A 14,339-nucleotide genomic window follows, 5' to 3' on the forward strand; every position below is an offset into this window, starting at 1 on the left:
TGGCGGCGCGGTCCGGCTAGGCGGCCAGTTGCAAATACCCCTGCAGCTGACCGTTGGCCAACAAGCGGCGCAGATGGCTGCCCGGCGTGGGGCCGGCGTAGGCGACGCCGGCCTGTTTGCAACGCAGCACCTGGCCGGTGGCCAGGGTCACGAGCTCCATTTCCAACACCCAGGCCTGAACGTCGTCCACGCCTTCGACTTCCGGCTCCAGCGTCGCGGTCAGGCGATAGCGGCCATCGCCGGAGTTCACATCCAACAAGCCCATCAGCCCCAGATTGTTGCGCACATCGGCATCGTCCGCGTCAAAAGCGCCCGTCGCCAACGCGGCGGCCGGCAGCTTGTCTTTAACAGTGTTTGCAACCATGACAGTTAATCCCCTTTGATGTTGTTATCGTTTGCCGCTTTGGGCTGGCCGCGGTTCAAAGCGCCGCGCGGGCGCAGGCTCCCGAACTAAATCAGCCGCGGAGACGGGAAACGCCGCAACATCATGCTGCATTTCATTGGCCTACTGCAATCCCTTGCCAGAGGCCTCTGCGTTGCGAGACGGACAAACTGTCCTTTTTGCCACTTCTTCACATTGCGGGACGATTACAGCAAACGCGGATTTAGCGTATAGCGGCCGCTCAAGCTGGCCGAGGCCAACACATGGCCGTCCAAAGCCGCGACGATATTCGCAGGCGTCAAGACGCCGTCCACCGGTAAAGCTGCCACGTCCAAGGCGTAGACGGTGAAAACGTAGCGGTGCTCTAGGCTGTCGTTCCACGGCGGGCAGGGGCCGTCGTAGCCGTAGTAGTCGCCGGCCATAGCCGCGTCGCCGGCGAACCAGCCGGTGTAGTCGTTAATGCTGTGACGCAAGCCCTGCGGCGCGTCCGGACCGCTCTTGCCGCGTGCGCTCACCCCCGCGCTGTGGCCGCCCTCGGCGATCTCGCTCTGTCCGGCGGGAATGTCCAGCAGCAGCCAGTGATAGAAGTCCACCCGCGGCAGATCCGCCGGCACCTCCCTGCCCTCCTGATTGACGTCGTCGCCGCGCGACGGCACGTCCGGATCATGGCATATCAGCGCGAACGAGCGCGTCCCCTCCGGCGCTCCGCTCCAGACCAGATGCGGGTTGAGGTTGTCGGACAGCGCGACATGGCTGTCGGCGTCCGGCACGCAGAAGGCCAGGCGGCCCGGAATGCGTTCCCCGTCTTGAAAGCTGCGGCTGTGCAATTGCATGAATCTGCTCCTTGACTACGGCCGGCGATAGGCCGATTGAAAAAAAGCCCCGACTTGCGGGGCTTTGGCGATGCTGGATATCAAAACCGGCCAGGCTTAGCCCGCCTTCACCACCTGGGCGATGGCGGAAGCCACATAGGTCAGGTTCTTGCTGTTCAACGCCGCCAGGCAGATGCGGCCGGTGGACACGGCGTAGATGCCGAAGTCGGCGCGCAAGCGCTCCACCTGGGCCGCGCTCAGGCCGGTATAGGAGAACATGCCGCGCTGCTGGGCGACAAAGGAGAAGTCCTGAGCCACGCCTTCGGCCTTGATCGCCTCGACCAAGCCGACGCGCATCGCGCGAATGCGATCGCGCATGCCGGCCAGTTCGTCTTCCCACAACTGACGCAGTTCAGGGTTGGACAGCACCGCGGCCACCACCGCGCCGCCGTGAATCGGCGGGTTGGAATAGTTGGTGCGGATCACGCGCTTCAGTTGGGACAGCACGCGCGCGGATTCTTCCTTGCCGGCGGTGACGATGGACAAGGCGCCCACGCGCTCGCCGTACAGCGAGAAGCTCTTGGAGAAGGAGCTGGACACGAAGAACTGCAGGCCGGAGGCCGAGAACAGGCGCACGGCGACGGCGTCGGCGTCGATGCCGTCGGCAAAGCCCTGATAAGCCATGTCCAGGAAAGGCACCAGGCCGCGCTCGCGGCAGACCTGTACCACCTCGGCCCATTGCGCGTCGGACAGGTCGGCGCCGGTGGGATTGTGGCAGCAAGCGTGCAGCACGATCACGGAGCCGGCCGGCAGTTGCGCCAGGAAGGCGCGCATGCCGTCGAAATCGACGCCGCGAGTGGCCGCGTCGTAATACGGGTAGTTTTCCACCTCGAAGCCGGCGGACTCGAACAGCGCGCGGTGGTTTTCCCAGCTCGGGTTGCTGATATAGACCTTGGCCGCCGGGTTCAGGCGCTTCAGGAAATCCGCGCCGATTTTCAGGGCGCCGGTGCCGCCCAGCGCTTGAGCCGTCACCACCTGGCCCGCCTTGATCAGCTCGCTGTCCGCGCCGAACAGCAGGTTCTGCACCGCGCTGTCGTAAGCCTGAGCGCCTTCGATCGGCTGGTAGCCGCGCGGCGGCATGGTTTCAAGACGCGCCTTCTCCGCCGCCTTTACCGCCGCCAACAGCGGAATCTTGCCGTTGTCGTCGGAATAAACGCCAACGCCCAGATTCACCTTGGTGGTGCGGGTGTCGGCGTTGAATGCTTCGTTCAGGCCCAGGATAGGGTCGCGCGGCGCCAGTTCTACGGCGGAGAAGATCGAGATCATGCAAGGCTCCATTACTTTACGCAACAACCGGCCAAAAGCGCTCGCCCTGGCCGGCTGGACAAGAAAAACCGGATGGCCACAGTCTAACATGGAGAGCCGTTCTCCGGGCTCTCATCCACCGTCGCCGCGTTTTGACAGTGCGTCGCCCGGCCATTACCCTGACATCAGCCACCCAAGCATTTCCTTGCGGCAGCCACAGGAGCATGACTCAATGAAAAAAGGCATCTTGCTGTTCTGGCCCTCCTTCATCATCGCCATTCTGGCGACAGGGGTGTTCTTCTCCATTTTCGATCCGGCCGAGCTCAGTCTGCACGGCAAAACCCTGTTCAACGACAAGCTATCGGCCTACTCGGTGTTTTTCCTGGTCAGCTGGGCTTTCGGCGCGCTCAACACCAGCATTGTGCTGCTGTTGGAAAAAAACGCCCGCGAACTGAACGGCTTCACCCCGCCGCCGGTGGTGATACCGGAAGACGACGCCGCCCAGCCCTAAACCCCTGCCGGCAGGCATGAAAAAAGGAGCCTCGCGGCTCCTTTTTCTGTTTGACGGCACGGGCTCAAATCACGCCCAGACCCTTCAGCATCACCACCAGGATCAACAGCGGCGACACATAGCGCAGCACGAAGAACAGCGCTTTCAACAAGCCCTCGTTCTTCAGGGAGCCCTGATTGCTCAGCGCCTGCTTCAGCTGTTCGAAGCCCCACACCCAGCCGACGAACAGGCAGAGGAAGATGCCGCCCAATGGCATCAGCAGATTGGAGGTCACGAAGTCGAACAGATCGAACAAGGTCATGCCGAAGAGCTTGAAGCCGGACAGCGTGCTGTTGGACAAGGCGCAGCCCGCGCCCACCAAGGCCAGCAGCAGCAGGTTGATCACCGTGGCCTTGACGCGGCTGATGCCGAAGCGCTCGCTGAACACCGACACCGGCACTTCCAGAATGGACAGCATCGCGCCGGTGGCGGCGATCGCGGCCAGCACGAAGAAGGCCACCATGAACACATTGCCCAGCGGCATGCTGGCGAACACCGCCGGGATGGTGATGAAGAGCAGCGACGGACCGGCCGCCGGCTCAAAGCCGAAAGCGAACACCGCGGGGAAAATGGCGATGCCGGCCAGCAGGGAAACGAACAGGTCCGCGCACATCACCCGGAAGGTGGTGACCGGGATGTTCTGATCATCGCGGAAATAGCTGCCGTAGGTAATCATGGTGCCCATGCCTATGGACAGCTTGAAGAAGGCCAGCCCCACCGCGGTCAGCACCACCGCGCCGCTGATCTTGGAAAAATCGGGGGTAAACAGGAAGTCCAGCCCTTTGGCCGCGCCGGGCAGCATCAGGCTGCGCGCGCCTATCACCAGCAACAGCAGGAACAGCAAGGGCATCAGCTTCTTGGTCACCGCCTCGATGCCCTTGGACACCCCCATCAGCAGAATGCCGCCTATCAGCAGCAAGACCAGCCATTGCCACAGCAAAGATTGCACCGGATCGGAGATCAAGGCGCCAAACGCCTGCGAGGTCACCTTGGGATCGCTGGACAAGAGGCCGCCGCCCAAGGACTTGAACACATAGGCGAAGACCCAGGCCGCCACTTCGGAATAGAAAGCCATGATCAGGAAGGCGGCCAGCACGCCGAATGCGCTGATCAGCCACCAGGGCTGACCGGCCGGCGCCAGCGTCTTCAGCGCCGTCACCGCGTCACGCTTGGCTTTGCGGCCCAGCATGATCTCGGCGATCATCACCGGCAAACCCACCAGCAGCGTGGCCAGCACATACACCACCAAAAAACCGGCGCCGCCATTGGTGCCGGTCAGATAAGGAAACTTCCAGATATTGCCGAGGCCCACGGCGGAACCGAGAGTCGCCGCCAACACGCCAAAGCTGGAGGTGAAGCCGTCTCGCGACTTGGCCGCGCCTCCCTGCCGCACAGATCCCACGTTCTGACTCATTTATTTTTTCTTTCTGACTACCGCGGCGCCAACGCTCGCCGGCCCCTTGGGACCGGGCGTTGAACAGCTGCTCACGCCGCCATAAAACAAGCCCGCCTAAGGGATCCCCCCGGCGGGCAACTTGAGTGTTCGGCTTGTCGCCGGCAGCGATTTTGCGGCTATTCGGTCATCAGCGCAAAAAAATCTTCACGGTTTTTGCGTCAGCTCATCTCCCAGTCGCCGCAACCAGGCCGCGCACTGCTCCAGTTGATCGATGTCGATGTATTCGTCGGGCCGGTGCGCTTGTTCGATATTGCCGGGCCCCAACACCACGCAAGCGATGCCGGCCTCGCTGAACAGGCCAGCCTCAGTGGTGTAGGCGACGCCCTTGCCGCCGTCGCAGCCGCACAAGCGCGCCACGGTGCGGCGCACCGCGCTGTCTTCAGACGATTCGAAGGCCGGGCTGTACACCACCCGTTCGATCTCGATCTCCGCCTCTGGCGCCACCTCGCGCATCTCCAGCAACAAGGTGGCGGCGTAGTCCCGGACGGAACTGACAAAACGCTCAGGTCCATCGCCCGGCAACCAGCGGCACTCGAACATGAATTCGCAATCCTTGGGCACGATATTGCAGGCGGTGCCGCCATGAATGGTGCCGGTCTGCAAGGTGGTGAACGGCACATCATATAAGGACTGACGATGGCCGAAGGACGCTTCGGCGTCGGCCAGCTTGCGGATATGGGTGATCAGCCGCGCGGCGAACTCGATGGCGTTGACGCCTTGCGGGGTGAGCGAGGAATGCGCGGCGCGGCCGCCCACCTTGCACAGGAAATGAGCGATGCCCTTGTGCGCGATCACCGGCTGCATGCTGGTGGGCTCGCCGACGATGCAGCCCGACACCTTGACCCCGTCCTCCGCCAGGCGGTCTATCAGCCGGCCCACACCCAGGCAGCCGACTTCCTCGTCGTAAGACAGGGCGATGCCTATGCCCTGCCTTAATTCTCCGCGCGCGGCCAACTCCGCGAACCAGGGCGCCAGCGACAGCACGCAGGCGATGAAGCCCTTCATATCGGCGGAGCCGCGGCCATACAAGCGACCATCGCCCTTATCGGTCAGAACGAAGGGATCGCTGCTCCAGACCTGGCCGTCCACCGGCACCACGTCGCTATGGCCGGACAGCACCACCAGCGGCAGTTCCGGCGCGCCGATGCGGGCGAACAGATTGGCCTTGCTGCCCTCGTCGTTGAAGGTCAGCGTGGACTCCACGCCCAATTGCGACAGATAAGCGCGCGTCCACTCGATCAACTGCAGATTGGAATGCCGGCTGGTGGTATCGAAGCGAATCAGTTCCGCCAACAGTTCTTGCGCCGATTGAACCATCACACACTCCCACGCTTGCCGCGGTATTAATATAGATGCCGCCCAGTCTGCCTGCGCGGCCGCGCTTCGGCAACCGACGCCGCGGCCGGCGTCGCGACAAAAACGCACGCCGAGCTTGGCAAAACGGCCGCTTGTCGTTAGAATGCGTCTTCTCTTGAGGCGGGTCTCCCCGCATTGCGCGATAGCGAACCTGGTCAGGTCCGGAAGGAAGCAGCCACAGTTATTTAGCGCAAGTGCCGGGGGTCAGGCTCGCCGCCCCTCCCCTTTTTTTTCAGTCTCAAATGCCAAAACGCTTTACAAAAAAGCGACCACACAGTATCTTTTTGCGTCTCGACCTGCAAATCCCATTGTCCTTGACAATAAGAATCCACTAACATTGCAAAAAACGAAGTCGACTCTTAACGGAACTTCATGAACTTTTTTGCATCAGAATTATTCCTGATGGATTTTTTTTGCTATTTTTAGGGTGCAGGGCACGAAACCTAAAAAATATTAGAACCAATATTCTTTGATACTGAGAGGAACACTCATGAAACTGTTTGAAAAGATCCCCAACCCGCGTGAGATCCGCCGCAAGCTCGGCCTGAACCAGCAAGAATTCTGGAGCCGCATCGGCGTGACCCAGTCCGGCGGCTCCCGCTACGAAAGCGGCCGCAACATGCCCAAGCCGGTACGCGAACTGTTGCGCCTGGTTCACGTCGAGCAGATCGACCTGTCCAAGGTTCGCCGCGAAGACTTCGAAATCGTCGAGTACCTGAAGGAAACCCACCCGGACCTGTACAAGAGTCTGCGCAAAGCGGTTCGCACCAAGCTGGAAGCCCAGGACGGCAGCGTGGAAGCCACCGCCGGCTGACCCCCTTCCGCGAGGAAAGCCAGCCCGCAGCGATGCCGGCTGGCTTTATTTTTGCCCGCGTGATTGTCCGACAAGCAACGGCGCGCCTCACTCCGTCCATGCAAGGCGCCCGCCATGCCATCAGCCTAGTCCCCCGGGTTGCGCACCAGCAACACCGGCACGTCCGCCAGTTTAAGCACGCCCTCCGCCACGCTGCCCATCAGCAAATGCATTAAGCCGCTCCAGCCATGGGTACCCATCACTATCAAATCGGCGCCCCAGACGCCGGCGTCGTCCACCAGCACCGCGGCGATTTTGTCGCCCCAGCTTTCCAGGATCTTGCAATCCGCCGTCACGCCCAGCTCCTTGGCCTTGGCCCCGGCCTGACCCAACACCTGCTCGCCCGCCTGCTTGATCGATTTCTGCAGCTCGGTCGCGTCCAGAAACTCGGTGCCACCCCAGCCGAACTGGGCCAAATCCACCACATGCACCAACTTCAGGCTGGCGCCCACCTCCTTGGCCAGATGGCAAGCCTCGTGCAATGCCAGGTTGGAGGTTTCACTATCATCCACGGGTACGAATATGCGCTGATACATGACTCTGCTCCTTGTTGTATTTGCCTTACACTTGCAGTCTATCAAACCATGCCACTGCCCTGTTGACTCAGGTTAAGACAAACAACTCAGCCAAACCACTCGCCCAAAGCCCACATCATGCCCAGAATCCAGATTGTCCTGCCTGAGCGCTTCGCATTCGAAACCCGCGTCGACATCCGCATCGGAGACATCAACTACGCCGGCCACCTAGGCAACGACGCCGTGCTGAGACTGGCTCAGGAAGCGCGGCTGCGCTTTTTACAAAGTCTAGGCTATCCGCACGAACTCAGCATCGAGGGCCTGGGCGTCGTGGTGGCGGACACCGCCATCCTCTATCGCGCAGAGGCCTTTCACGGCGAGGTGCTGCGCTTCGCGCTGGCCGTGGACGACCTCGGCGCGCGCGGTTTCGATCTGCTCTATCAGGCAAGCAATGACAAAACCGGGAAAGAAGTGGCAAGATTGAAGACAGGCCTAGTCTTCTTCGACTACGTCAGCCGCAAGCCTGCCGCCATGCCCCCAGCGTTTCTGGAGCGGCTAGGCGTCACATCAGAATAAAGGAAAGGCGTCATGAGAAAATACGCACTCAATAGCCCGGAAGCACTGGCGCGCCTGCTGGCCATGTTTATGATCACGGATGGCAATATGGACCCGCGCGAGCTGGAGCTGCTGGAGAAACTCCACGTCTACGACCTGATCGGCCTGCCGCGCAAGCAGTTCACCAAGGTGCTGGTGGATTACTGCGACGACGTCTCCGACGAAGCCAACGACGACGGCACCATTCATTTGCTGGACGCGGAGCGCATCAACGGCCTGCTGGCCGAGGTGAGCGACCACCGCAAACGCATCCTGGCCTGCGTGCTGGCCATGGACATCAGCAAGTCAGACGGCACCATCAGCGAGCCGGAAATGGCCTTGCTGAGCCATATGATGAAAAGCTGGGGCATTTCGCTGGACGATCTGGAACGCGAATTCGCCCGTTAACCCCTTTCCGCGCCAAAGCAGCCGTCCGCGCGGCTGCTTTGGCCATTTTGAAGCCTCCCCCGCCCATGACGAGCAATACCCGATTTTCCGGCACCGACAACTACATCGCCACCGAAGACCTGATGATGGCGGTGAACGCCGCCATCACGCTGGAGCGCCCGCTCCTGATCAAGGGCGAACCCGGCACCGGCAAGACCATGCTGGCCGAGGAAGTGGCCCGCAGCCTGGGCCGAGAGCTGATTGTCTGGCCGATCAAATCCACCACCAAGGCGCAGCACGGCCTGTACGAATACGACGCGGTCTCGCGGCTGCGCGACTCGCAGCTGGGCGACGCCCGCGTGCACGACATCCGCAACTACATCGTCAAGGGCAAGCTGTGGCAGGCTTTCGACGCCGACGCCGCCCCGGTGCTGCTGATCGACGAAATCGACAAGGCCGACATCGAATTCCCCAACGATCTGCTGCGCGAACTGGACCAGATGGAGTTCTTCGTCCACGAAACCCAGGAGTTCGTGCGCGCCCGCCAGCGCCCCATCATCATCATCACCTCCAATAATGAAAAAGAGCTGCCGGACGCCTTCTTGCGCCGCTGCTTCTTCCATTACATCCGCTTCCCGGACCGGGACACCATGCAGGCCATCATCGACGCCCACTTCCCCGCCCTGCGCCAGCAACTGGTCAGCGAAGCGCTGGAGGTGTTCTTCTCCATACGCGAGCTGCCGGGCTTGAAGAAGAAACCCAGCACCTCGGAATTGCTGGACTGGCTGAAACTGCTGTCGGCGGAAAACATGGACGCCGCCGCGCTGAAGCAGCGCCATCAGGACAACGCCCCGCCGCCGCTGGCGGGCGCGCTGCTCAAGAGCGAACAGGATCTGCAATTGTTCGAGCGCCTGATGCAGATGGCCAGACTGCGCCGCTAAAATGGACACCCTGGAGCGCTTCGCCGCCTCGCTGGCGCTGGCCGGCCGCAGCGGCCACACCGCCGCCGCCTACCTGCGCGATCTGGAACAACTGGCCGCCCTGCTGAGCCCCGCTCCGCTGGAGCGGGCCGAACACGCCCAGTTGCGCAGAATCCTGGCCAAGCTGCACGCGCAAGGCCTGCACAGCCGCAGCCTGGCGCGCAAGCTCTCCGCCTGGCGCCGCTTCTACCAATGGCTGTTGGACAACGGACAGCGCGGGGACGACCCCAGCCAGGGTCTGCGCGCGCCCAAACAGGACAAGCCGCTGCCCAAGGCCTTGCCGGTGGACAGCACCGCGGCCTTGCTGGACCGCATCGACGACGACGACGCGCTCTCCATACGCGACCGCGCGCTGTTCGAGCTGATGTATTCCTGCGGGCTGCGCCTGTCCGAAGCGGTGGGCTTGAATCTGGAAGACCTGGACTTTTCCGACGATCTGCTGCGCATCCGCGGCAAGGGCGGCAAGGAACGCATTGCGCCGCTGGGCGCCGAGGCGCGCGCCTGCCTGCAGCGCTGGCTGGCGCAACGCCAGGCGGCGCAGGAGGAGCGCGCGGTCTTCATCGCCCGCCACGGCGGACGGCTGGGCGGACGGCAAGTGGAAAAACGCCTGCGTGACTGGGCGATCAAGACCGGCGCGCAACAACACGTGCATCCGCATATGCTGCGCCACTCCTTCGCCTCTCACCTGCTGCAATCCTCCGGGGACTTGCGCGCGGTGCAGGAACTGCTGGGGCACGCCAATCTGTCCAGCACCCAGATCTATACCGCGCTGGACTTCCAGCACCTGGCCAAGGTCTACGACGGCGCGCACCCGCGCGCGCGCAAAAAACCGGACAACAAAGACTAAAAGCCTGTTCAAAGCCCGCCGCGCTTCAGCGGGTGGACTCTTAAGCGGCGCGGCTGCGCGCGGCCAACAGCTCGTCCAGACGCTGCAAGGCGCGGATCACGGTTTGCGCGCGCACCTGCGCGCGATCGCCGTCGAAGCGGCAACTGAAAGCCTCGCTCCAGCCGTCAGGGCCGGCGATGCCGAACCAGACCAGCCCCACCGGCTTGGCCGCCGTGCCGCCGCCGGGGCCGGCGACGCCGGACACCGCCACGCTCCAATCCGCGCTGGACAACGCCTGCGCGCCGGCGGCCATCTGCCTCACCACCGCCTCGCTGACCGCGCCGTGCTCGCGCAAGGCGCCGTCCTCCACCCGCAGCAGACGCTGCTTGGCCTCATTGCTGTAAGTGACCACGCCGTAGCCGAACCAGGCGGAACTGCCGGCGATGTCGGTCAGCGCCGCGGCGATCATGCCGCCGGTGCAGGATTCGGCGGCGGCGACGCTCTCGCCCGCCGCCAACAAACGCTCGCCCAGACGGCAAGCCAATTCCAGACTTTCTTGCATGGCCATCCTCTCAGCCTCGCCGCGCTTTGAAATGGCGGATCAAGCCGTTGGTGGAGCTGTCGTGCGCCAGCGCGTCGTCGCCGGCGGCCAGCTCCGGCAGAATGCGGCGCGCCAGTTGCTTGCCGTACTCCACCCCCCACTGATCGAAGGAGTTGATGCCCCAGATCACGCCCTGCACGAACACCTTGTGCTCGTACAGCGCCAGCAGCATGCCCACGCTGCGCGGACTCACCTCGTCCAGCGCCAGGGTGTTGGACGGCTGATTGCCCGGGAAGAGCTTCTGCGGCAACAGCATGTCCAGCTGCTCGCCCGGCAAATGCGCCAGCTCCCGCATCGCCTCGGCCTCGCTCTTGCCGCGCATCAAGGCTTCGGTCTGGGCCAGGCAGTTGGCCACCAGCACCTGGTGCTGGTCCGCCACCGGATAATGACTGCGCATCGGGATGATGAAGTCGCAAGGCACCAGTCGCGTGCCCTGATGCAGCAGCTGGAAAAAGGCGTGCTGGCTATTGGCCCCCTCTTCGCCCCAGATCACCGGGCCGGTGTCGAAATCCAGCGCTTCGCCGTAACGGCCGACGCGCTTGCCGTTGGACTCCATGTCCAATTGCTGCACATGGGCCGGCAGACGCCGCAAGCCGTGGTCGTAAGGCATGATGGCGTGGGTATGGGCGCGGTAGAAGGTGTTGTACCAGACGCCGATCAGCGCCAGCAGCACCGGCATATTGGCGGCGAAGGGCGCGCTGAAGAAATGCCGGTCCATCGCGTGACCGCCGGCCAGGAATTCCTGGAAGCGGTCGAAGCCTATCGACAGCATCACCGGCAGGCCAATGGCCGACCACGTGGAGTAGCGGCCGCCCACCCAGTCCCAAAAGCCGAACATATGCGCCGGATCGATGCCGAAAGCCTGCACCGCCGGCTGATTGGTGGACACCGCGACGAAATGACGCGCGATATCGGCCTCGCTCCCCGCCTGCAAAAACCACTGCCGCGCCGCCTGGGCGTTCAGCAGCGTCTCCGGCGTGGTGAAGGATTTGGACGCGATGATGAACAGGGTTTCGGCGGGGTCCAGCCGCTGCAGCGTGCGCGCGACGTGCGCGCCGTCCACATTGGAGACGAAATGCACGTCCAGCTCCGGCGACGCGTACGCGGCCAGCGCCTCTTTCACCATCAGCGGACCCAGATCGGAACCGCCTATGCCCAGGTTGACCACGTGACGGATGCGCCGGCCGCTGAAGCCTTTCCACTCGCCGCCTCGCACCTGTTCGCTGAAAGCGCGCATCCGCGCGAGCACCGCCTGCACCTCGGCCACCAGCTCGCAGCCGTCCAGCAGCAGGCTCTCGCCGGCCGGCAGCCGCAAGGCGGTGTGCAGCACCGCGCGGTCCTCGCTGACGTTGATGCGCTCGCCGCCGCGCATTTTCTCCATCCAGCCGGCCAGATCGGCCTCGCGCGCCAATTCGAACAACAGCTCCAGCGTGCGTTCGGTGATGCGGTTCTTGGAGTAGTCCAGCAACAGGCCGTCCAGCTCCAGCGAAAAGCGCTGGAAACGCTGCGGGTCGGCGTCGAACAACTCGCGCATATGCATGTGCCGGGTCGCGCGCTGATGCTGATGCAGCCGGGCCCAGACCCGGGTGGAATTAATGTCGGAACTGCGTTGCGAAGCCATATGGATTGCCGCTGGAATAAGTGTTCGCCAATAAAAAGGAGCAAGCTCCGCTGCGGAGCCGCTCCTGTGGGACAGTACCCCGCTTAAAACGTGTCTACGATCTCGCGAGCTAGAGCGGGACAAGGCGTTGCGGCTGAGAAAGCGGAATGTACATACGGTACATGCGCATTTCGAAGCGGCACTCGCCGTGCCACGTTTCACGACGCGCGGCGGATCGTAAACAGGTTCTTAGAGCTTGAGGAAATGCTCACGGTAGTAACGCAACTCCTCGATGGACTCCAGGATGTCCGCCAGCGCCTCGTGCTTGCCGCGTTTGACCACGCCGCGCGCCACCTCCGGCTTCCAACGCTTGCACAACTCTTTCAGCGTAGACACATCCAGGTTGCGATAGTGGAAATACTCTTCCAGCTTGGGCATCCAGCGCACCATGAAACGACGATCCTGGTGGATGGTGTTGCCGCACATCGGCGTGATCCGCGGCGGCACGTACAGAGCCATGAAATCCAGCAGGATTTGCTCGGCCTCGGCTTCGCCCAGCGTGGAGGCCTTGACCTTTTCGATCAGGCCGCTCTTGCCGTGGGTGTTCTTGTTCCAGTCGTCCATGCCGTCCAACACCTCGTCGGGCTGGTGGATCACCAACACCGGCGATTCCGCCACCACGTTCAGCTGGCTGTCGGTCACAATCATCGCCACTTCGATGATGCGGTCGGTCTCTGGATTCAGGCCCGTCATTTCCATGTCGAGCCAGATGAGGTTCATTTGATCTTGTGTCATACTTGCCAATCTTTGCAAAACCCTTCTATTTTCCTTCATTGCCGCGCTGGCGGCAAACCTGACAGCAGATAACGGACTCCGATGACCGAGGCATTCAGCTCTCTCTTCCTGGCCGCGCTGGCGGCCACACTCGCGCTAAAACTCTGGCTGGGCTGGCGCCACGCCCGCCACATCGCCCGCCACCGCGCGGAAGTGCCCGCCGCTTTTCGCGACGCCATCGCCTTGCAACAACATCAATTGGCCGCCGATTATTGCATCGCCAAGACCCGTTTCGGCCTGTTTTCCGCCGTGCTGGACAGCCTGGTGATCCTGGCGCTGACCTTTGGCGGCGTGCTGCAATGGCTGGCCGGCGCCGTGGCCGCCGCAGGCGTCTCGCCGCTGTCGTCCGGCCTGCTGCTGATCGTGGGCGTGGCGGCGCTGACCGGCTGCGTCAGCTTTCCGCTCAGCCTGTACTCCACCTTTGGCATCGAGGCCCGCTTCGGCTTCAACAAGACCACGCCCAGGCTGTTCATCATCGACCAGATCAAGGGCCTGCTGCTGGGCGCCGTCATCGGCTTGCCGCTGGTGGCGCTGGTGCTGTGGCTGATGGACATTTCCGGCCCGCTGTGGTGGCTATGGGTCTGGCTGGTCTGGACCGGCTTCCAGCTGCTGATGGTGGCGATCTACCCGACGCTGATCGCGCCGCTGTTCAATAAATTCACCCCGCTGGAAGACCTGGAGCTCAAGGCGCGCATCGAAGCGCTGCTGCAACGCGCCGGCTTCCAGAGCCAGGGAGTGTTCGTGATGGACGGCTCCCGCCGCTCCAGCCACGGCAACGCCTACTTCACCGGCTTTGGCGCCGGCAAGCGCATCGTGTTCTTCGACACCTTGCTGGGGCAATTGGACCACCAGGAAATCGAAGCGGTGCTGGCTCACGAGCTGGGCCATTTCAAGCGCCGCCACATCGTCAAGCGCATCGCGCTGGCCTTCGCGCTGTCGCTGGGCTTCCTCTTCCTGCTGGGGCAGTTGCTGGACGCGCCCTGGTTCTACGCTGGCCTGGGCGTTTCCACGCCCAGCACCGCGATGGCGCTGATCCTGTTCTTCACCGCGGTGCCGGCCTTCACCTTTCCGTTCACCCCGCTGTCCAGCAGCCTGTCGCGCCGCCATGAATACGAGGCCGACGACTTCGCCGCCAGCGAAACCGACGCCGGCAAACTGGTGTCCGCCCTGGTCAAACTTTATCGCGACAACGCGTCCACGCTGACGCCGGACCCGCTGCATTCCGCTTTTTACGACTCGCACCCGCCCGCCGCGCTGCGCATCAACCATCTACAAGGAAACCGCTGAC

Annotated in this window: 16 protein-coding genes and 1 other RNA gene; 8 read left to right on the forward strand and 9 right to left on the reverse strand. The window is 62.9% G+C overall.

What is annotated here, in order from left to right; translation table 11 throughout:
* Nucleotides 1-16: 16 nt before the first annotated feature.
* The 3 genes from AB1Z25_RS11485 to AB1Z25_RS11495 all read right to left on the reverse strand — a co-directional run bounded on the left by AB1Z25_RS11485 (nt 17) and on the right by AB1Z25_RS11495 (nt 2,511).
* The gene (locus tag AB1Z25_RS11485; RefSeq protein ID WP_107798831.1) at nt 17-364 is read right to left on the reverse strand and encodes a hypothetical protein; all 348 of its coding nucleotides are present in this window, start codon (nt 362-364) and stop codon (nt 17-19) included.
* A 224-nt stretch (nt 365-588) separates the two neighbouring features.
* Nucleotides 589-1,215 (reverse strand): YbhB/YbcL family Raf kinase inhibitor-like protein, encoded by a 627-nt coding sequence (locus tag AB1Z25_RS11490; protein ID WP_486637300.1) that lies wholly within the window; start codon nt 1,213-1,215, stop codon nt 589-591.
* 96 nt (nt 1,216-1,311) lie between these two features.
* Nucleotides 1,312-2,511 (reverse strand): amino acid aminotransferase, encoded by a 1,200-nt coding sequence (locus AB1Z25_RS11495; protein ID WP_199226002.1) that lies wholly within the window; start codon nt 2,509-2,511, stop codon nt 1,312-1,314.
* A 220-nt stretch (nt 2,512-2,731) separates the two neighbouring features.
* On the opposite strand from AB1Z25_RS11495, the gene AB1Z25_RS11500 reads away from it, so the two are divergent.
* Nucleotides 2,732-3,010, forward strand: a complete 279-nt coding sequence (locus AB1Z25_RS11500; protein ID WP_107798828.1) for a hypothetical protein — start codon at nt 2,732-2,734, stop codon at nt 3,008-3,010.
* Between the two features lie 64 nt (nt 3,011-3,074).
* Here AB1Z25_RS11500 and AB1Z25_RS11505 read toward each other — a convergent pair whose 3' ends face one another.
* Together AB1Z25_RS11505 and argE are read right to left on the reverse strand one after the other, a co-directional pair.
* Entirely contained in the window at nt 3,075-4,463 is a 1,389-nt protein-coding gene (locus AB1Z25_RS11505; protein ID WP_486637301.1) for a sodium-dependent transporter, read from the reverse strand.
* Nucleotides 4,464-4,649: 186 nt separating this feature from the next.
* A complete protein-coding gene (gene argE, locus AB1Z25_RS11510) occupies nt 4,650-5,822 on the reverse strand; it encodes an acetylornithine deacetylase (RefSeq protein ID WP_486637302.1) in 1,173 nt (390 codons plus the stop codon).
* A 158-nt stretch (nt 5,823-5,980) separates the two neighbouring features.
* On the opposite strand from argE, the gene ffs reads away from it, so the two are divergent.
* Nucleotides 5,981-6,079: signal recognition particle sRNA small type (gene ffs, locus AB1Z25_RS11515), an RNA gene on the forward strand.
* A gap of 272 nt (nt 6,080-6,351) precedes the next feature.
* The gene (locus AB1Z25_RS11520; RefSeq protein ID WP_107798825.1) at nt 6,352-6,675 is read left to right on the forward strand and encodes a helix-turn-helix domain-containing protein; all 324 of its coding nucleotides are present in this window, start codon (nt 6,352-6,354) and stop codon (nt 6,673-6,675) included.
* Nucleotides 6,676-6,800: 125 nt separating this feature from the next.
* Here AB1Z25_RS11520 and AB1Z25_RS11525 read toward each other — a convergent pair whose 3' ends face one another.
* The gene (locus AB1Z25_RS11525; protein ID WP_107798824.1) at nt 6,801-7,250 is read right to left on the reverse strand and encodes a universal stress protein; all 450 of its coding nucleotides are present in this window, start codon (nt 7,248-7,250) and stop codon (nt 6,801-6,803) included.
* A gap of 117 nt (nt 7,251-7,367) precedes the next feature.
* Here AB1Z25_RS11525 and AB1Z25_RS11530 point away from each other — a divergent pair, with 117 nt between their 5' ends.
* The 4 genes from AB1Z25_RS11530 to xerC all read left to right on the forward strand — a co-directional run bounded on the left by AB1Z25_RS11530 (nt 7,368) and on the right by xerC (nt 10,037).
* A complete protein-coding gene (locus AB1Z25_RS11530) occupies nt 7,368-7,805 on the forward strand; it encodes an acyl-CoA thioesterase (RefSeq protein ID WP_227103395.1) in 438 nt (145 codons plus the stop codon).
* A gap of 12 nt (nt 7,806-7,817) precedes the next feature.
* A complete protein-coding gene (locus tag AB1Z25_RS11535) occupies nt 7,818-8,231 on the forward strand; it encodes a tellurite resistance TerB family protein (protein ID WP_107798822.1) in 414 nt (137 codons plus the stop codon).
* 65 nt (nt 8,232-8,296) lie between these two features.
* Entirely contained in the window at nt 8,297-9,151 is an 855-nt protein-coding gene (locus AB1Z25_RS11540) for an AAA family ATPase (protein WP_107798821.1), read from the forward strand.
* 1 nt (nt 9,152) lies between these two features.
* A complete protein-coding gene (gene xerC / locus AB1Z25_RS11545; RefSeq protein WP_486637303.1) occupies nt 9,153-10,037 on the forward strand; it encodes a tyrosine recombinase XerC in 885 nt (294 codons plus the stop codon).
* A 40-nt stretch (nt 10,038-10,077) separates the two neighbouring features.
* Here xerC and AB1Z25_RS11550 read toward each other — a convergent pair whose 3' ends face one another.
* The 3 genes from AB1Z25_RS11550 to orn all read right to left on the reverse strand — a co-directional run bounded on the left by AB1Z25_RS11550 (nt 10,078) and on the right by orn (nt 13,012).
* Nucleotides 10,078-10,578: a CinA family protein gene (locus tag AB1Z25_RS11550; protein WP_486637304.1), complete on the reverse strand. Its 501-nt coding sequence runs from the start codon at nt 10,576-10,578 to the stop codon at nt 10,078-10,080.
* A gap of 10 nt (nt 10,579-10,588) precedes the next feature.
* On the reverse strand, nt 10,589-12,238 hold the full coding sequence (gene pgi, locus AB1Z25_RS11555) for a glucose-6-phosphate isomerase (protein ID WP_107798818.1): 1,650 nt from the start codon (nt 12,236-12,238) through the stop codon (nt 10,589-10,591).
* A gap of 228 nt (nt 12,239-12,466) precedes the next feature.
* Nucleotides 12,467-13,012, reverse strand: coding sequence for an oligoribonuclease (orn, locus tag AB1Z25_RS11560; RefSeq protein ID WP_486637305.1), 546 nt, complete (start codon nt 13,010-13,012; stop codon nt 12,467-12,469).
* Nucleotides 13,013-13,093: 81 nt separating this feature from the next.
* On the opposite strand from orn, the gene AB1Z25_RS11565 reads away from it, so the two are divergent.
* On the forward strand, nt 13,094-14,338 hold the full coding sequence (locus tag AB1Z25_RS11565) for a M48 family metallopeptidase (RefSeq protein WP_486637306.1): 1,245 nt from the start codon (nt 13,094-13,096) through the stop codon (nt 14,336-14,338).
* The last annotated feature ends 1 nt before the right edge of the window (nt 14,339 follow it).

Source organism: Chromobacterium sp. HL1, assembly GCF_057418835.1.